The 17,810-nt window shown below is 59.5% G+C and carries 14 protein-coding genes and 2 pseudogenes; 10 read left to right on the forward strand and 6 right to left on the reverse strand.

Going from position 1 to position 17,810, the window contains the following annotated elements:
• The first annotated feature begins 18 nt into the window (after positions 1 to 18).
• The 6 genes and pseudogenes from KGB27_RS01100 to KGB27_RS01125 all read left to right on the forward strand — a co-directional run bounded on the left by KGB27_RS01100 (position 19) and on the right by KGB27_RS01125 (position 6,793).
• Positions 19 to 1,068, forward strand: coding sequence for an ABC transporter substrate-binding protein (locus tag KGB27_RS01100; RefSeq protein ID WP_223552553.1), 1,050 nt, complete (start codon positions 19 to 21; stop codon positions 1,066 to 1,068).
• A 20-nt stretch (positions 1,069 to 1,088) separates the two neighbouring features.
• The gene (locus KGB27_RS01105; RefSeq protein WP_223552554.1) at positions 1,089 to 2,300 is read left to right on the forward strand and encodes an ABC transporter permease; all 1,212 of its coding nucleotides are present in this window, start codon (positions 1,089 to 1,091) and stop codon (positions 2,298 to 2,300) included.
• On the forward strand, positions 2,300 to 3,103 hold the full coding sequence (locus KGB27_RS01110; protein WP_223552555.1) for an ABC transporter permease: 804 nt from the start codon (positions 2,300 to 2,302) through the stop codon (positions 3,101 to 3,103). The genes KGB27_RS01105 and KGB27_RS01110 overlap by 1 nt, the downstream gene beginning before the upstream one ends.
• Before the next feature lie 386 nt (positions 3,104 to 3,489).
• Positions 3,490 to 3,635: pseudogene (locus KGB27_RS01115) on the forward strand (class II histone deacetylase); the annotation flags it as partial.
• 213 nt (positions 3,636 to 3,848) lie between these two features.
• Positions 3,849 to 5,480 carry an amidase gene (locus tag KGB27_RS01120; protein ID WP_223552556.1) on the forward strand — a complete coding sequence of 544 codons (1,632 nt, stop codon included), beginning with the start codon at positions 3,849 to 3,851 and terminating at the stop codon, positions 5,478 to 5,480.
• A gap of 89 nt (positions 5,481 to 5,569) precedes the next feature.
• A complete protein-coding gene (locus KGB27_RS01125; RefSeq protein ID WP_223552557.1) occupies positions 5,570 to 6,793 on the forward strand; it encodes an OprD family porin in 1,224 nt (407 codons plus the stop codon).
• A 65-nt stretch (positions 6,794 to 6,858) separates the two neighbouring features.
• Here the strand turns inward: KGB27_RS01125 and KGB27_RS01130 are convergent, their stop codons facing one another.
• The 4 genes from KGB27_RS01130 to KGB27_RS01145 form a co-directional block, all read right to left on the reverse strand.
• Positions 6,859 to 7,659 (reverse strand): IclR family transcriptional regulator, encoded by an 801-nt coding sequence (locus KGB27_RS01130; protein WP_223552559.1) that lies wholly within the window; start codon positions 7,657 to 7,659, stop codon positions 6,859 to 6,861.
• Between the two features lie 74 nt (positions 7,660 to 7,733).
• The gene (locus KGB27_RS01135) at positions 7,734 to 9,161 is read right to left on the reverse strand and encodes an MFS transporter (protein ID WP_223552568.1); all 1,428 of its coding nucleotides are present in this window, start codon (positions 9,159 to 9,161) and stop codon (positions 7,734 to 7,736) included.
• Positions 9,128 to 10,717 carry a GMC family oxidoreductase gene (locus tag KGB27_RS01140; RefSeq protein ID WP_223552571.1) on the reverse strand — a complete coding sequence of 530 codons (1,590 nt, stop codon included), beginning with the start codon at positions 10,715 to 10,717 and terminating at the stop codon, positions 9,128 to 9,130. The genes KGB27_RS01135 and KGB27_RS01140 overlap by 34 nt, the downstream gene beginning before the upstream one ends.
• Positions 10,718 to 10,748: 31 nt before the next feature.
• Positions 10,749 to 12,179: an NAD-dependent succinate-semialdehyde dehydrogenase gene (locus KGB27_RS01145; RefSeq protein WP_223552574.1), complete on the reverse strand. Its 1,431-nt coding sequence runs from the start codon at positions 12,177 to 12,179 to the stop codon at positions 10,749 to 10,751.
• 196 nt (positions 12,180 to 12,375) lie between these two features.
• Between KGB27_RS01145 and KGB27_RS01150 the strand changes: the two genes are divergently transcribed.
• From KGB27_RS01150 to KGB27_RS01165, 4 genes are read left to right on the forward strand one after another with little or no spacing between them, the layout of a single operon-like run.
• Entirely contained in the window at positions 12,376 to 12,771 is a 396-nt protein-coding gene (locus KGB27_RS01150; protein WP_223552576.1) for a cupin domain-containing protein, read from the forward strand.
• A 5-nt stretch (positions 12,772 to 12,776) separates the two neighbouring features.
• On the forward strand, positions 12,777 to 13,535 hold the full coding sequence (locus tag KGB27_RS01155; protein WP_223552578.1) for an HpcH/HpaI aldolase family protein: 759 nt from the start codon (positions 12,777 to 12,779) through the stop codon (positions 13,533 to 13,535).
• Between the two features lie 30 nt (positions 13,536 to 13,565).
• Positions 13,566 to 14,498 (forward strand): DUF6282 family protein, encoded by a 933-nt coding sequence (locus KGB27_RS01160; RefSeq protein WP_223552582.1) that lies wholly within the window; start codon positions 13,566 to 13,568, stop codon positions 14,496 to 14,498.
• A gap of 10 nt (positions 14,499 to 14,508) precedes the next feature.
• Positions 14,509 to 15,570 (forward strand): dihydroorotate dehydrogenase, encoded by a 1,062-nt coding sequence (locus KGB27_RS01165; protein ID WP_223552583.1) that lies wholly within the window; start codon positions 14,509 to 14,511, stop codon positions 15,568 to 15,570.
• A 242-nt stretch (positions 15,571 to 15,812) separates the two neighbouring features.
• Here the strand turns inward: KGB27_RS01165 and KGB27_RS01170 are convergent.
• Both KGB27_RS01170 and KGB27_RS01175 read right to left on the reverse strand, forming a co-directional pair.
• Positions 15,813 to 15,899, reverse strand: a pseudogene (locus tag KGB27_RS01170) (hypothetical protein); the annotation flags it as partial.
• 120 nt (positions 15,900 to 16,019) lie between these two features.
• Entirely contained in the window at positions 16,020 to 17,798 is a 1,779-nt protein-coding gene (locus tag KGB27_RS01175) for an acyl-CoA dehydrogenase C-terminal domain-containing protein (protein WP_223552586.1), read from the reverse strand.
• Positions 17,799 to 17,810: the final 12 nt, after the last annotated feature.

Raw genomic sequence — 17,810 nt, forward strand, 5'->3', positions numbered from 1 at the left:
CAGTCTGGGAGTCACATCATGTTCAATCCATGTTCCGTTCGCAGTCTCACCTTCGTTTTGTGCGGGCTTGCCTTGCTTCAGGGAACCGCTCAGGCCAGAGACCTCACCGTGGCCTCATGGGGCGGTGCATATCAGGATGTGCAACGCAAAATCTTCTTCGAACCCTACAGCCAGGCCAGCGGCAATAAAGTCATCGATGACAGCTGGGATGGTGGTATCGGCCTGCTGAGAACTCACGCTGAAGGTGCAGACAGTGGCTGGGATGTGGTTCAGGTCGAGGCCGAAGACCTGCAATTGGGTTGCGGTGAAGGGCTTTTCGTTGCGATGGACTTCAAGCGTATCGGCGGCAAAGACAACTACATTCCCAGCGCGGTCAGCGAATGCGGTGTGGGTAGTGCGGTCTACAACTTCGTACTGAGCTACGACACCAGCAAAGCCAGTCGTACTCCAAAAGACTGGAGCGACTTTTTCGACACCAAAACCTTCCCCGGCAAACGCGCACTGCGCCAAGGTCCCAAGGGCAACCTGGAAATCGCCCTCATGGCCGACGGTGTTGCACCGGCCGACGTCTACAAAGTCCTCAACTCGGCGGGTGGCGTAGAACGCGCCTTCAAGAAACTCGACACGATCAAGAGCCAGCTGCTGTTCTGGAAAGCGGGTGGTCAACCGATGCAACTACTCGCGTCGGGTGAAGTGAACATGACCACGTCCTATAACGGCCGGGTGACCAACGCTATCCGCCAGGACCACAAGCCTTTCGGACTGGTATGGAATCAGTCCCTGCAAACCATGGACAGCTGGGTGATCCTCGCCAACTCGCCGAACGTCGACAAAGCCTATGGTCTGCTGAATGTCATGGGAAAAGCTGAAAACCAGAAGAAATGGCCAAGCCTGCAGCCGACCGGGATCACCTCCGTCAAAGGCATCGCCGAAACCGACCCGGCAGCGCTCGCCGACTCCCCGAGCGCACCTCAGAACAGCGCCAACGTGCTGGTGCTCAACGACAAGTTCTGGGTCGATCGTATCGACGAGCTGAACGCCAAATGGACCGCCTGGTCGGCCCAGTGATCCGAATCGAGTTAAAAGACATGAGTGCAATCGTAATCAATGCCTCATCACCGGTGGTCGCCCGCAAGGATCGCGGCGCCCTCTGGCGCGCCTACGGCCTGCTGGCGCCTCTGGTGGTGTTTCTTGCCCTGACCTTCGTCGGTCCGATCGGCACATTGCTGTGGCGCGCAGTCGCTGACAGCGAACTGCCCCAAGCGATGCCCGCAACGGCCCGTGCCGTCTCGGACTGGGACGGCACTTCCGCCCCGGATGAGCGCTTGTTCAAACCGTTGGTACAAGACCTCAAGGCGGTATCGTCCCGCGACCTCGCGGCGGCTGCCCGCCGTTTGGCTTACGAGGCGCCGGAACTGCGTGGTTTACTGATGGCAGCCAAACGCAAGGCCGGCGATCTCGACGGCAGCAGCGCGAGCATGCAAACGCTCGATCCACGCTGGCTGGACAATGCCACCTGGCAAACTTTCAAACGGGCCTCTGGCCCTGTCGGGACTTACCACCTGCTGTCCGCCGTGGACATGAAACACGACTACCAACAGGGCCTGGTCGCCAAGGATGAAGCCGGTCTGTATCGCTCGATCCTTGGGCGCACCTTTGGCATCGCCGCCATCACAACGCTGGTTTGTGTACTGTTGGCATTCCCGTTGTGCGTGTTTCTGGACCGCCGAACGCCCAAGGCCCGCAACGCGCTGTTGCTCCTGATCCTGCTGCCGTTCTGGACATCGATTCTGGTTCGCACGACCGCCTGGATGGTGCTGTTACAGGACCAGGGCATCGTCAACGCGATGCTGTTGAAGCTCGGATGGGTCAACAGTCCGTTGCACCTGCTATATAACCGCTTCGGCGTGATTCTGGCATTGGTTCACGTGATGCTGCCGTTCATGGTGTTCCCGCTTCTTGCCGCCATGTCCAGTTGCAATCGCTTGCTGGTACAGGCGGCCTACTCGATGGGGGCTCGCCCGCCGCGGGTGTTTTTCCAGGTCTACCTTCCACAGGTACTTCCTGGACTGGCGGCCGGTGCCTTGATGGTCTTCATTGTCACTCTCGGCTTCTACATCACGCCCGCATTGCTCGGTGGACCGGCTGATCAAATGATCAGTTTCTATATCGCCCAATTCACTACCGGCACCCTGAACTGGGGCCTGGCTTCGGCATTGGGGTTGGTGTTGCTGGTAGCGACCACCCTGCTCTACCTCATTCAGGCGCATCTGGCCCGCCGCAGCACAGGAGCTAAGTGATGATCCGTAATCCCAATAGTGGGCCGATGGCCTGGTTCGGCAATTTCGGCGTGTCATTGAGTGGCTACCTGGTACTGGCCTTCCTGTTGTTGCCCATTCTCATCGTGCTGCCACTCTCATTCAGTGACAGTCGCTACATGTCACTGCCACTGGGACACTTTACTTTGCGCTGGTACGAGGACTTCTTCTCCTCCTCGCAATGGCTGAGTGCGCTGTTCAACAGTTTTGCGGTGGCCCTGGCGAGCACCGCGCTTGCCGTGACCCTGGGTGGGCTGGCGGCGTTAGGACTTCGGCACCCGGCCATGCCTGGCAAACGATTCATCGAAGTCCTGTTGATCGCACCCATGATCGTGCCGGCGGTCATCGTCGGCGTGGGCATGTATTTTGTGTTTTCCAATGCGGGGCTGACGCGAACCTACCTGGGGTTGATTCTGGCGCATACCACCTTGGCGGTGCCGTTCGTGGTGGTCAATGTCGGCTCGGCACTGGGTGGTCTCAATCAACGCCTGTTATGGGCAGCTGCGAGCATGGGCGCGACGCCCTGGACAACCTTGCGCAAAGTGACATTGCCGCTCATCTCGCCGGGCCTGTTGTCCGGAGGACTCTTCGCCTTTGCCACTTCCCTGGATGAAGTGGTCGTAACCCTGTTTCTCGCCGGCCCCGATCAGCGGACGCTGCCTCGCGAAATGTTCACGACGGCCCGAGAAGCATTGAGTCCAGTCCTGCTTTCCGCGGCCACCATCATGGTGCTGTTTGCCACCCTGCTGTTGCTGTTGTCACGCTCTTTGAGCCGACGCTCGTAACCCTGGGGCCTACCGCACAGGCCGTGCCCTCACGTCACTCACGGGCCACGCCCGTGGACTGGCGCACGTCCTTGAAAAGCCTGGTTTTAAAGCCTGAATTCGGTGCTTGACACTCCGGATAGGGCCTTACTAACATCGAAACACCAAAAGAAATGATGTTTCCATTAGAGAAACACAAAGCCGTATGTTTTCGCTCCCTGCCAACAACATTCTGCTGCGGCCTTGGTCGCCTGCCGCATAAGTACAGAGAGCTACCATGCACCTCATCTCACGTCGCACCTTCGACAATGGCCAGGACTGCGCGCTGTACAGCTGCATTGCCTGGCGCCTTCTTCCCTTGCTGTTTGTGTTGTACGTGGTCGCCTTCCTGGACCGGGTCAACGTGGTATGCGGAGGCCTACGTGCCGTTCTGTGGCCTGGCCACCCTGGAAGACCTGAGTGGCTGGCACACCGCGGTGGTCGCCCGATGCTGGAGCTGCTCCAGGCGCAACAACCCGACAGCGATGCCTTGGCCTTTCAGAAAAAGCGGTGATCGAGCGAACCGCAAGCCTGTTTCGTGAAACCAACGAATGGTTCGTTGCCTGCTTGTAGGCACGCCTGGACAACCCACCCGAGGACGCTCCCCAACCAATGAGATGACAGCTTTTTCTTGCGTTACACGTTTAGGCCTTTTGCCGGCGAAACCCGGCAAACCACAACAAGAAAAATTCCATAAGCCCTCAAACTGCCGCTGACAGGAATACAGATGTCCATTACCGAAAACGATGTAAACACGCTTCTCGACTCCGCCTGTACCGATGCAGGCCGCCGCCAGGTTTTAAAAGGGATTGTCGGCGGGGTGATCGCCGGCTCCCTTCCCGGGGTTGCCTGGTCGGCTGCCGCTCAACCCGCGTTGGCCGGCGCCCAAAAACCGGCGAAAGCGACGGGAGAGATTGTCGACTGGAGTGCAGCTCAACTGAGCCTGGCCATCCATGGGCGGCAGGTGTCTTGCCGCGACGTGATGGTGGCCTACCTGGCGCGTATCGAGCAGCTCAATCCCACCTATAACGCCATCGTCGCCCTGCGCGACCCCGACAGCCTGCTTAAAGAGGCGTCGGCCTTTGACGCCAAACTCAAGGCCGGTGAGTCCCTGGGTTGGCTGCATGGTATCCCGCAAGCGCCCAAGGACCTGGCGTTGACCAAGGATATCGTCACCACCTTTGGCTCGCCGTTGCTGCAAAAAAATCAACCCAAGGTAGATTCAATTCACGTCGCCCGGGCACGGGCGGCGGGTGCGTTAATGATCGGCAAAACCAACACGCCGGAATTCGGCCTCGGTTCCCAGACGTACAACCCGGTGTACGGCCCCACTCGCAACCCCTACAACCGGCAGAAAACCAGCGGCGGCAGCAGCGGTGGCGCGGCCACGGCGCTGGCGCTGCGCATGCTGCCGGTGGCCGATGGCAGTGACTTCGGCGGATCGTTGCGCAACCCGGCCGCATTCTGCAACGTGTACGGCATGCGCCCGAGCCAGGGCCGGGTGCCCCGCAGCCCGGCGGATGAAGTGTTTATCTCGCAGCTTGGCTACAGTGGCCCGATGGCGCGCACGGTGCCGGACCTGGCGTTGCTGCTGGCCACCCAGTCGGGCCTGGACATGTCCGACGCGCTGTCCCTGGAAATCTCGGCCGAATTGGCTGCGCTGACCCCGCATAACGTCGAGCACGCGCTTGAGTCCCGACAAACCGGCAAGAAAATCGGCTGGCTGGGGGACTGGGGCGGTTACCTGGCCATGGAGCCCGGCATCCTTGAGCTCTGCGAAAAAGCCCTGGGCAATCTCGCAGGCCAAGGCATGATCGTCGAGCCGCTCAAGTCACCGTTTTCGCCCGAAAGCCTGTGGGACACCTGGTTGGTGCATCGTCATTTCGGCATCGGCAACGGCCTGCTCAAGTACTACGAGGACCCGACCAAGCGCGCGCAGCTCAAACCCGAGGCCATCTGGGAAGTCGAGGGTTCGCTGAAGCTGTCCGCTGCAGACTTTTTCAACGCCAGCAAAGCCCGGAGCGCCTGGTACAAGACCCTCGTCACGCTGTTTGAAACCTACGACTATCTAGCAGTGCCCACCGCCCAGGTGTTCCCGTTTGACATCACAGAACACTGGCCCAAGCAGATCAATGGCCGCTCGATGGACACCTACCATCGGTGGATGGAAACCTGCTTCCCGTGGACCTTGTCCGGCAGTCCGATCATCAGCGTTCCCGTGGGTTTCGGCCCCCAGGGACTGCCCATGGGCATGCAACTGATCGGACGCCCGCGGGATGACCTGGGCCTGCTCAAGCTGGCGTATGCCTATGAGCAACATAATGATTGGGTCAACACCAAACGCCCGGTGCTCCAATAAAACCTGCCACGCCAACACATAACTAAAAAGCGCAGCGTTCGGCCGAGCCCATTGGCCGGCGCGTGCGCCCCTGCACCCGGGATGTGAAAATGAAGAACAAACATGTGTTTCATGTTGCGCTGACCTGCACCCTCCCCCTGAGCGCGTTGGCCGACAACAGTGGCTTTATCGAGGACTCGCACTTTTCCATAAAAGCCCGCAACTTTTATATGAACCGCAACTTCCTCGACAACCGCACGTCGCAAAACTATTCGGAAGAGTGGGCCCAAGGCTTTATCGGGGTTTTCGAATCCGGGTTCACCACGGGCACCGTCGGGTTCGGTGTGGACGCCATCGGTTTGCTCGGCATCAAGCTGGACACCGGCAACGGCCGCAAGGGCGGTGGGACGCTGTTGCTCGAGGAGGACAGTGACGGCGCCAAATCCCAATATGCCAAGGGCGGTGTGGCGGTCAAGGCGCAACTGTCAAACACCCTGTTCAAGTACGGCGAGCAACTGGTGAACCTGCCGGTGCTGGCCACCAGCGACAATCGCCTGCTGCCGGAAACCACCCAGGGCTGGCTCGTCACCAGCAAGGAAATCACCGACCTGACCCTGCACGCCGGCCACTTCACCGCCATGCGCAGCCGAGACCAAAGCGAGCATGACAGCGGCCGTCTCACCTCCCTCGACCTGATCGGCGGCAGTTACCAGATCAACCGCAACCTCAATGCCCGGGTCTACCATTCGGATGTCGAGGACTACTGGCGCAAATACTACGTGGGCGCTACTGCCAGCCTGCCCCTGGGCGACGGCTACACCACCAAGTTCGACTTCAACGGCTATGACACCAAGAGCCAGGGCCAGCAGCGCGGCGGTGTGCTGGACAACCGCATCTGGAGCCTGGCGGCTTCGCTGGCAGCCGGGCCGCACACGTTCATGATTGCCCACCAGCGCGTCACCGGCCATGGCAAATACAGCTACGGCGTGGACGGCAACAGCACGGTGTTCGTGGCCAACTCAGTGCAATACTCGGACTTCAACTACGAAAACGAGCGCTCCTGGCAGGCCCGCTACGACTTAAACTTTGCCGCCCTCGGCGTGCCGGGGCTTAGTTTTATGACGCGCTATCTGAAGGGGACGGACTTCCACACCGCGCAGACCGATGACGGTCACGCATGGGAGCGGGATATAGAAGTCAAGTATGTGCTGCAATCCGGACGAGCCAAGGACTTGTCATTCAGGGTACGCCAAGCAAGCTTCAGGAGTCCTGATCGAGGCGTAAACCTCAACGAGGTGCGTTTGATCACCGAGTATCCGATCAACCTCTTCTGATCCGCCGAACCTGGCTGGAAGCGCCCAAGCTACCATTTCGATACAAGAGGTGGCTTGGGCATCGACTACAACCGCCGGTACGTTCCCGCGTGTAATCGCTCACTGATTTCCGCTGCTGCCGACTGCAACTCACGCAGCATGGCCGCAGGCGGCGGCGTGGCAATTGCCGCGCTAGGGCCGACAATGCCGATAGTCCCGACAATCAGGTCATTTTCGCGAAAAATCGGACAGCACAAAGCATTGATACCCATGGTCACTTCACCGTCGGCGTCGTCATACAGGCGTTGGCGTATCAACTCCAGTCGTTGCATCAGCGCGTCTGGATCATGCAGCGTGCGCTCGGTCAGGCGCGGCATCTTGCGGCGCATCACTCGTTGCTGACTGGCGGCATCGGAGAACGCAAGCACCGTGCGCCCCTGTGCTGAACAGTAAGGCAGTACACGATTACCCGGCTTGACCGAAATACACACATTGGCTTTGGACTCGACACACGACACAACCAGCGCAGTGTCATGGGTGGCGACCGCCAGCAGTGCGGTTTGCCCCGTGGCGTCGCGAATACGCGTCAGGTAAGGATCAGCAATGGCGCGCAGGTCGAACTGCTCACCGGCCGCTTCACCGTAGGCAACCAGGCGGGCCCCGAGCAGGTATTTCTCGCTGACGGGATCCTGCTCGAGGATGCCAAGCTGACGCATCGAGGCCAGATGCCTGTAGGTCCTGGGCTTGGCGGTTTGAAGCAGATGCGCCAGTTCGGTCACCCCCAAAGGGCGGCGCGCGGCCGTCAGCTCATCGAGCAGACGGAAGACCATTTCCACCGATTCCAGCAATACGGGGCCAGTGGTGGGCTTTTCATCATCCTGTTCCAAGAGGTCACCTCTAGTCGATAACTGGAAAAGCCCGATTGTATCTCCTGCCGAAACACTTGTGTTGATCTGCGATATCAGACGCTCGATAATTCAGGCAATCCCTTAGCGTCCCTGGCGCCTGGAGGCTTGATTGAAAACATCACCCATGCCCCTATCAGCGTCATTCCGGCCAGTGCATACAGACCATATTCCAGATGCCCGCTGCTCTGCTTGACCCACCCCATCATGAACGGACTGGCATAGCCGCCCAGATTACCGACGGTGGCAATCAACGCGATCCCCGCCGCCGCTGCAGTCCCGGTGAGCAGCACACCGGGCAGCGCCCACAAGACACAGAAACCCGCCAGACCACCCGACATGGCCAGACTCAACCCTGCCAACGACAACACAGGTTGATCATGGAAGCAGGCCGCGATGGCAAGCCCCAGGGCAGAAGCCAGATTGCAAAGCGTACCGTGCCAACGTCGTTCACGTTTTTTATCCGAGTGGCGACTGACCAATACCATGACGACCGAGGCCACCGCGAAGGGAATGGCAGCGATCAACCCGGTCTGAAACAGGCTCTTCACTCCAAGACCCTGAACGATCTGCGGCAACCAGAACGACACACCGTAGGTGCCGCAGAGTAATGCAAAGTTGACGTAGATCAGGCACCACAAATCTTTATTGACGAATGCCGCGCGGAAGTTGTGGCCAGCCCCTGCCGCTTCATGCTGCTGACGCTGAGCCGCCAGTTGCTGCACCACACGGGCGTTCTGTTCAGGGCTCAGCCAGTGCACCTTGCCAGGTCGATCGTCCAAGTAAAAGAACACCGCGATACCCAGCAGTACGGCCGGTATCCCCTCCAGCAAGAACAACCATTGCCAGCCCGCCATGCCCGCTACGCCGGCAAACGTCTGCATGATCCAGCCGGACAGCGGACTACCCAGAACGCCGGCCATCGCAATGCCCAGATTGAACCAGGCCATGCCTTGGGACCGCGCGTAGGAAGGAAACCAGTAGGTCATGTACAGCACGACCCCAGGATAAAAACCGGCCTCTGCCATGCCCAACAGAAAGCGCAGGATATAGAAGGCAGTTGGCGTTTTGACGAACATCATTGAGATCGACAGCAATCCCCAGGTGATCATGATCCGGGTGATCCAGAACCTCGCCCCTACGCGCTGCAGGATCATATTGCTGGGGATCTCGCACAGGCAGTAGCCGATGAAGAAAACCCCGGCGCCGAAACCGAACGCAAGATCGCTCAAACCGATATCGGCCGACATCTGAAGCTTGGCAAAGCCAACGTTCACGCGATCCAGAAAAGCGACCACATATAAAACGAAAAGAAACGGCAATAGGCGCCAGGCGATACGGTTGTAGAGCAGGCTGTCCTGTTCATTGTCGAAGGTGCTGCGGGATATGAGGTTCATCGCTGTACTCTTGTAATTGTTGTGCATGCGAAGAGGTGTGGGGCTTGAACGGACTAGGCTGCGCTCCCCAAAATGAAATCGGCACACCGTTCACCGATCATGATGCAGGGCGCATTGGTATTGCCGCTGACGATGGTCGGCATGATCGACGCGTCGGCGACGCGCAGCCCCTGCACGCCATGCACCCGCAAATCGGGCCCGACCACTGCGTTGGCATCCGTCCCCATGCGACAGGTTCCCGCAGGATGGAAAACGGTTTTTGCAACACTGCGCACGTAGTCCTCCAGCACATGATCTGGAATGTCGTCGTGATCAGGAAGCAACAGCATGTTTTCCACCACGCAGGCCAGCGATGGTGCACGCAGGATGCGTCGAGCAAACTTCACTCCAGCGACCATGGTACGAAGGTCGTGCTCATCACTCAGATAATTAGCCTTGAGTGACACTTCCTGCATCGGGTCAGCACTTTTGAGGCGCAGTTGGCCGCGCGAGCGTGGCCGCAAGGCACAAGGGTTGATCGAAATACCGTGGCCACTGGGGGGCAACCGGTCGATGTCACCGACCAGCGCGGGCACCACGTGAAATTGCACATCGGGCCGGCCGCAACCGGTGGCATCAACAAAGGCCCCGCTCTCGACCACGTTGGAGCTGAGCAGGCCCGAACGGTTGGCCAGGTACTTGATTCCATGCCCCAACGCCCGCAAGCCTCGGTCATGTCCGAGTAAGCTGACAGGTTCACGCGTTTGCGCATAAACCGAAGCACTGAGGTGATCCTGGAAATTCTCGCCCACACCCGGCGAGTGAACTCGCATTGCAATGCCCATTTCTTCCAGGTGAGCCTGTGGCCCGATCCCCGACAGCATCAAAAGCTTGGGTGAAGCGATCGCTCCGGCACTGACAATGACCTCTGCACGGGCGGCAAAGCTGATCGCAGCGCCTTCACGATCCACGGCCTGAACACCCGTGACCCGACGGCCATCGAACAGCAGTTCGGTGACATGGGTCTCGGTGAGCACCTTGAGGTTTATGTTGTTGCGCAAAGGCCGTATGTAAGCCACCGCCGAACTGGCGCGCCGACCGTGTGAAGTGGTGGTCTGATAGAAGCCCGCGCCCTCCTGCCTCGCGCCATTGAAATCATCTGTCTCGGGCACCCCCGCTTCGACAGCCGCCCGCACAAAGGCGCGGCTCAAGGCATGCCGGTGCCCCGGGTCACTGACAGTCAGCGGGCCCGACTGGCCGTGCAAGACACCGCTTAATCGGACATTCGACTCACAGCGCCGAAACACCGGCAGAACGTCCTGCCATCCCCATCCGGGACAACCGTTGGCCTGCCAATCATCATAGTCTTCTGCCTGGCCGCGAATATAAATCATCGCATTGACCGAACTGCCACCCCCCAGTGTGCGGCCTTGTGGAATGTAGACCTGGCGTTGGTTGACGAAAGGCTCGGGTTCGGTGCGATACATCCAGGTACGCCGGGAGCCGTGAACCCGGATGAAGGTGCCGGGAATGTGAATGTAAGGATGATTGTCAGCCGGCCCTGCTTCGAGCAGTAGGACCTGTTTGCCAGCGTTCGCCAGCCGTGCGCTCAAGGCACAGCCAGCGGAACCGGCCCCGACCACAATGAAATCGAAGGTTTGCATTGGCATTGTTCTCGGTGTTGGGCGTCCTTGTTCAGCCGATCTGGCTGACGAATTTGGTGGTGAAATACGCGTCCAGCCCTTCACTTCCGCCCTCGCTGCCATAACCGCTGTCCTTGACACCACCGAACGGCGTTTCCGGTGCAGCCAGGCCGAAGTGATTGATGGAGACCATGCCGGACTCCAATTCATCTGCCAGCAACGTAGCGCGCTGGATCGATCGTGTGAACGCGAACGCTGCCAGCCCGAAGGACAAGCCATTGGCCTTCTCGATGACTTCTTCGACGGTATCGAAGCGGACAATGGACGCGATCGGGCCGAACGGTTCTTCGTTCATCACCCGTGCGTTTTCCGGCACATCGGTCAGCACCGTGGCGGGATAGAAGAAGCCTGCGCCGTCGACGGTTTTACCACCCAGCGCCAGTTGAGCGCCGACGGCCAGAGCATCATCGACATACTCCTGCACAGCGGCCACGCGACGTGGATTGGCCAACGGGCCCAACTGCGTCGAAGCATCATGGCCGTCACCGATCTTGATGGCTGCACCGGCCGCGCAGAACGCATCAACAAACTGCTCATACACCGCCGATTGCACATAGAAACGCGTAGGCGAGGCACAGATCTGGCCGCCATTGCGGAATTTCAGGCCCGCCCCCAACGCCGCCACGGCCTTGACGTCAACGTCATCGCAAACAATGAACGGTGCATGCCCGCCCAGTTCCAGCGTGCAGCGCTTGAGGTACTGACCCGCCAGCGCACCCAACGCGCGACCGACCGGTACCGAGCCGGTGAACGACACTTTACGAATGATCTCGGAACGGATCAGGTAATCGGACACTTCGGCCGGTACGCCAAACACCAGGTTCAGTACGCCGTCAGGCACGCCGGCATCCTGAAACGCCCGGCACAACTCGATGCAGGATGAAGGGGTTTCCTCCGGGCCTTTGGCAATGATCGAACAGCCGGCCGCCAGTGCGCCGGCAATCTTGCGCACCAGTTGGCTGACCGGGAAGTTCCAGGGACTGAAAGCCGCTACCGGCCCTACGGGCTCGCGCAAGACGGTTTGTCGGACGCCTCGGGCACGCGCAGGAATCACTCGGCCGTACGCGCGACGTCCTTCTTCGGCGTACCAATCAATGTGATCGCCAGCGCCGAAGGCTTCAAGTTTGGCTTCCGCCAGCGGCTTGCCTTGTTCCAGGGTGATCAGCGCTGCTATTTCATCCGAACGTTGACGCACCAGGTCGGCCGCACGACGCAGGATTTTCGAGCGCTCGTAGGCCGAGGTCTTGCGCCACACCTGAAAGCCACGCTGTGCCGCCGCCAGCGCGCGGTCCAGATCGGCGGTCGCGGCCAGGCTGAGCTTAGCGATCAACTCGCCGGTGGCTGGGTTAAACACATCGACCTGACGCTCGTGGGCGCCAGCAGACCATTGACCGTCAATCAGCAGGGATTCGATAACTCGCATGTAATTTGACCTTTGGAGAATTGAACGCAACCAGTTTCATTGAAAGAAACATTGTTTCTCTGTGTAGCGCAATCCTAGGAGTCAAAAAGCTTGGATGTCAAGGCCAAAAAAGTCGCTTGACCACTTATTGTCGAGCGCGCTAGCTTTATCTCACAGAGAAATATAATTCCTACAAGAGAAATAAAGGTACGAACCGATGAGTATTGCCAATGCACTGCTTCATAACTGGGATGACCTGCCTCGCGAAACCGTCCGTAAAGGCGTTGAGCGCGTGGCTTTCCGTGGCGATAACACGCTGTGCGTCATGAACTGGCTGACCCCGGGCATGGATGTTTTTCCCCACAGCCACACCTTCGAACAGTTGGTGATCATCGTGCAAGGACGCGTGCGCTTTCATTTGGGTGACGACGTGGTCGAAGGGGGACCGGGCAGCATGATCCGCATACCACCCCATGTGGTGCATTACGCCGAACCGATCGGTGACGACGTGGTGATGAACCTGGACGTGTTCTCGCCGATTCGCGATGACTATCGGCACCTGATCGAATACCAGGCTGGCGAATTCGCCGACGCCGGGCAAGCACAGTCATGAACGGCATGAGTTTCTCTTCCAGACTGCGCGCTGGACAGTCACTGATCAGCACGTTCATCAAAACACCAAGCCATGCGGTGGTGGAAATTGCCGGTGACTGCATGCTGGATGCAGTGGTGCTGGACGCCGAGCACGCGCCCTTCGATCAAAGCAGCCTTGATCGTAGTCTGCTGGCCTGTCGCGCGGCGCAGGTGGCCGGTTTGGTACGCGTCGCTGACGAACGCCCCACCACGCTGTTGCAAGCGCTGGACCTGGGTGCCGACGGCCTGGTTTTGCCCCATATCGTCGATGCTGCACAGGCACGTCAGATATTGCAGGCAACCCGGTATCGCCATGGCAGCCGTGGTTTCTCCAACTCGCCCAGGGCCGGCCGCTATGGCAACGCCAACCTCGTCGAACACATGGCCGCTGAGGATGGTCGTCACGCGATCATTGCCCAGATCGAGGACCGCGCGGCACTGGACAACCTCGCGGCGATCGCAAGCGTCGAGCAGATCGACTGCCTGTTGGTCGGACGAGCCGATTTGGCCGTCTCGCTCGGCGTCAATACGCTGGATGATCCGCGCGTCGAGTCGGCTGTCAGCCGTGTGATCGACGCCGCACTTCAAGCCGGCAAAGCTGCCGGAATTTTTGTCTCCAACAGCGAAGACCTGGAGCGCTTCAGCAACAAGGGGATGCGCTTTTTCATTCTGGGCTCGGACCAGGCGGTGCTACGCGCTGGCTGGACTCAACAGGTGCGTCATTTCCACAGTTTGACTCGCTGAACCGCCTGCAAAACAACAATAGGTAACCCCATGAACGCCATCATCAATACATCCACCAACGAAGAACGTGAAGCGCGAATCGACAGCCTCATGCGCGGCGCCATCGACCTGCACTGCCACAGCGGTCCCTCGGTCATGCCGCGCTACTGCGACCATGTTGAAGCCATGCGCGAAGCCAGCGAGGCTGGTTTGAAGGCGGTGTTGCTCAAGGATCACTATTACAGCTGCACACCGGTGACGACCCTGCTGAACAAACACTTCAACGAGCTTGGCGTTCACATGCTGTCGGGCGTCCCCCTGAACAATTCGGTCGGCGGGCTCAACGTCCATGCCGTCGAGCACGGCTTGAAATTGGGGGCGAAACTGGTCTGGATGCCGACGTTTTCCTCGGCCAACCACATTGCCCATCACCATCAGGACGAGAAATTCACCGAGAAATTCCCACAAACCACCCAACGCATGCTGCAGCCGATCCCGTTGACCGTGCTCGATGACAACGGTCGTCTGAAGGAAGAAGTGAAAGCGATCCTGGACCTGATTGCCGCAGAAGACGTGGTGCTGTCTGCCGGTCACCTCAACATCAAGGAAATCTGGCCGCTGTTCGAAGAAGCTCGCAAACGTGGGGTTAAAAGACTGCTGGTCAACCATCCGACCTACGTGGTCGACGCCACGCTCGATGACATGCGCGAACTGGCACGTGCTGGCGTCTACATGGAGCACTCCATGTGCATGTGGGTGCCTGGATCGAAGTTCAAATTCTACGATGATCAATTCCTGCAACAAGTGATCGAAGCGGGAACCGTGGACCTGACCATTCTCGGTTCCGACTTGGGCCAGCAAGGCAATCCAAGCATCGCCGAGGGCTTTCGTAACGTGATTGGCCAACTGCTGGATCTGAACTACAGCGACGAGAATATTCGCAAGATGACCTCCGGCAACGCTTCCCGCTTGATGAACCTGTGAGTGCACGGTCATGACGCGACTTATCACACAAATTGGGACACTGTCCTTTAAGAACCCGGTCATCTGTGGAGCTGGCGAGCAGTCCATGACTCGCGATGCTATCCGCGCAGCCCTGGCCACCGGTGCTGGTGCGGTGGTAGCCAAATCCACCAATGAATCACAAGCCGCCAAGCACCAGCTCGACAAGACGGACTATGTGCTGCTGGACTCGAACTGGAACCGTTTGCCGTGGGACTTTTCCCCGCCGCCTGATGCCAGCCTGTTCGGTCGCTCAGGCTTGGTTCAGCGCGGTTTTGCCGAATGGCTCGACGACCTGGTTAAGCTGGATCTGGAAGCTCGGCAGCAAGATGCTTACGTTATTCCCAGCCTGATCCTCAGTGACCTTGAACAATGTGCGGAGTACGCCCGGCAGATCGAACAGGCTGGCCTGAGAGTGTTGGAGCTGAACATTGGTGCCCCTCACGGTGAAGAAGCTGCCAAGGGCGCCATCGTCCTTGAGAGGGGCGCCGCACGCATTGAAGCCATTGTGTCGCGTATCCGGCAGGCGACGACATTACCGCTGTGGATCAAGCTCACCGGGCAAAGCGAGGACGTCGTCGGCCTGGCTCAGGCCGCGCGCAGGGGCGGAGCCGACAGTGTCGTGATGATGGGACGTTTCATGGGCTTTCTGCCGGATTTGGAAACCGGGCTGCCCGTGCTGGGAACCAGTGCCGCAATAGGTGGCGGTTGGGCGCTACCACTGACCGCGCGCTGGCTGATGATGACGCGCAGAGCCATGGGCGACGATTACCCGCTGATCGCCACCAACGGCGCTCGTAGCGGGCTGGACGTCGCGCGCTTTTTACTTTCCGGGGCCTGCGCCACAGAGATGACCTCTGCGGTGTTCACGGGCGGCTACGAAGTGTTGTCCCGTGCTGTACGCGAGCTGGATGAATATGTAGTCAAACGAGGTCTCAGCGTCGAGCAACTGCTGGGCAGTGCGGCTGATCAGGTGCAGACCTATCAGCAGCAACCTGACCGACCTGAGTGGTGGAAAGGCTTTGCCCCGGAGTGCCCAGGGTCTCCAGACTGAAACGGCTCGGTCGGGAGATCGCTGACAGTTGGCGATTGATGTTGCCGTGAAGAAGGGTCCAAAGGGCCCGCTCTTAAGAATGCACGGGTGCGGCGAACGCACAAACTGTTGGGAACTGCTATCAGCCTGGCTGAGGTAGACATCACCTCGTGGGTCGCCGACCAGCCCCTAACTCGGGTCTACAAGTTAATCATAGGCGCTACGCCGGGACAGTTCTGGCGCAGTCCCTGCTCTGCTTCCTAGCGCTGGCCAGACAGCAGCAGGCTCTTGATCAGCAAGGGATAACTGTAGGCACCTTGCGCGGAGGTAATTATTTTTGTCTTCAGCATGCTGAGGCCTACCTGGTTCTTGTTGAGGGCTTGAATGTTGGATCGGCGCGCAGTACGTACAACGGCAGGCATGCCGCGATCAGGAGTTTGCCCAGGCTTGGGAGCCTGGGCATGGGACGATCAGAACTGCGCCGCATCCAGCAGGTACAGACTCTCGCTACCGGCTTTAACCGAAGCAGTCAGCGAGTGGATACGCGGCAACAGGCGAGCGAAGAAGAAACGTGCGGTGCCCAGCTTGCTGACGTAGAACTCGTCCTGATCCTGCTTGGCCAGGGCGGTACGTGCCATCAGTGCCCACATATAGGCGTAGGTGGTGTAGCCAAACACCTGTAGGTACTCGACCGAGGCAGCACCGACTTCGTTCGGGTTGGCCTTGGCCCGCTCCAGTAGGTCAGCGGTCATCAGTTCAAGGTTCGCGATGGCGCCTTTCAGTGGCTCGATAAATTCGGCCAGGCTGCTGTCGGCCGAATCGGTGAAGGCTTTGATCTCTTCGGCGAAGTGCTTGTAGAACGCACCGCCGCTGCCGACCACTTTACGGCCGACCAGATCGAGCGCCTGGATACCGTTGGTGCCTTCGTAGATCTGGGTGATGCGGCAGTCGCGAATCAGCTGCTCCTGGCCCCACTCACGTATATAACCGTGGCCGCCGAATATCTGCTGGCCATGGGTGGTGGTTTCCAGTGCCATATCGGTAAGGAAGGCCTTGGCCACCGGGGTCAGCAGGGCAACCAGCTCCTCCGCGCGCTTGCGGGTGGCGGCGTCTTCGCTGAACTTGGCGGTATCGAGCTGCATGGCGACGTAGCTGGAGAAGGCACGACCGCCTTCGTTCAACGCTTTCATGGTCAGCAGCATGCGGCGCACATCCGGGTGCACGATGATCGGGTCAGCGGCTTTGTCTTTAGCCACCGGACCAGTCGGCGCGCGGCTCTGGATACGGTCGCGAGCGTATTCCACAGCGTTCTGGTAGCTGCGCTCACCCAGGGACAAGCCCTGGATGCCCACGCCCAGACGCTCGTAGTTCATCATAGTGAACATGGCAGCGAGGCCCTTGTTCGGCGCATCGACGATCCAGCCGGTGGCACCGTCGAAGTTCATCACGCAGGTGGCCGAAGCCTTGATGCCCATCTTGTGTTCGATGGAACCGCAGGACAGGCTGTTCTGCTCGCCCAGAGAACCGTCGGCGTTGACCATAAACTTCGGCACCAGGAACAGCGAGATGCCTTTCGGACCTGCTGGAGCGTCCGGCAGCTTGGCCAGTACCAAGTGGATGATGTTCTCGGTCAGGTCGTGCTCACCGCCGGTGATAAAGATCTTGGTGCCGGACACCTTGAAGCTGCCATCAGCCTGCGGCTCGGCCTTGGTGCGGATGATGCCCAGGTCGGTGCCGGCATGCGGCTCGGTCAGGCACATGGAGCCCGCCCAGATGCCGGAGTACATGTTCGGCAGGTATCTTTCTTTCAGCTCTTCGCTGGCGTGGGCATTGATCGACAGGCAGGCGCCGGCGGTCAGCATCGGGTAGAGGCCAAACGACAGGTTGGCCGAGCTGACCATTTCCTCGACCTGAGCCGAGATCGCCTTGGGCATGCCCATGCCGCCGAATACCGGGTCGCCACCGAGGCCGACCCAGCCGCCTTCGGCGTAGGTCTTGTAGGCGTCCAGAAAGCCGGCCGGGGTTTTCACCGCACCGTCGCTCCAGGAGCAGCCTTCTTCATCGCCGCTGCGATTTAGCGGGGCGATCACGCCGCCGGTGACCTTGCCGGCCTCTTCGAGGATGGCCGCGGCGGTGTCTTCGTCCACCACTTCAGCCAGGCCCGGCAACTGGGCCCACAGTTTGGAGACTTCGAACACTTCATTGAGCACAAAGCGCATATCGCGCAGGGGAGCTTGGTAGTCAGACATGATTGAATTACT

It is taken from the genome of Pseudomonas sp. BF-R-01 (assembly GCF_019946615.1).
GTDB classification, from domain to species: Bacteria; Pseudomonadota; Gammaproteobacteria; order Pseudomonadales; family Pseudomonadaceae; genus Aquipseudomonas; species Aquipseudomonas migulae.

Excerpts from the sequence above, each read along its gene's own strand:
- KGB27_RS01100 (WP_223552553.1), top strand. The coding sequence starts at position 19 with ATGTTCAATCCATGTTCCGTTCGCAGTCTCACCTTCGTTTTGTGCGGG.
- KGB27_RS01105 (WP_223552554.1), top strand. The coding sequence starts at position 1,089 with ATGAGTGCAATCGTAATCAATGCCTCATCACCGGTGGTCGCCCGCAAG.
- KGB27_RS01110 (WP_223552555.1), top strand. The coding sequence starts at position 2,300 with ATGATCCGTAATCCCAATAGTGGGCCGATGGCCTGGTTCGGCAATTTC.
- KGB27_RS01120 (WP_223552556.1), top strand. The coding sequence starts at position 3,849 with ATGTCCATTACCGAAAACGATGTAAACACGCTTCTCGACTCCGCCTGT.
- KGB27_RS01125 (WP_223552557.1), top strand. The coding sequence starts at position 5,570 with ATGAAGAACAAACATGTGTTTCATGTTGCGCTGACCTGCACCCTCCCC.
- KGB27_RS01140 (WP_223552571.1), bottom strand. The coding sequence starts at position 10,717 with ATGCAAACCTTCGATTTCATTGTGGTCGGGGCCGGTTCCGCTGGCTGT.
- KGB27_RS01145 (WP_223552574.1), bottom strand. The coding sequence starts at position 12,179 with ATGCGAGTTATCGAATCCCTGCTGATTGACGGTCAATGGTCTGCTGGC.
- KGB27_RS01150 (WP_223552576.1), top strand. The coding sequence starts at position 12,376 with ATGAGTATTGCCAATGCACTGCTTCATAACTGGGATGACCTGCCTCGC.
- KGB27_RS01155 (WP_223552578.1), top strand. The coding sequence starts at position 12,777 with ATGAGTTTCTCTTCCAGACTGCGCGCTGGACAGTCACTGATCAGCACG.
- KGB27_RS01160 (WP_223552582.1), top strand. The coding sequence starts at position 13,566 with ATGAACGCCATCATCAATACATCCACCAACGAAGAACGTGAAGCGCGA.
- KGB27_RS01165 (WP_223552583.1), top strand. The coding sequence starts at position 14,509 with ATGACGCGACTTATCACACAAATTGGGACACTGTCCTTTAAGAACCCG.
- KGB27_RS01175 (WP_223552586.1), bottom strand. The coding sequence starts at position 17,798 with ATGTCTGACTACCAAGCTCCCCTGCGCGATATGCGCTTTGTGCTCAAT.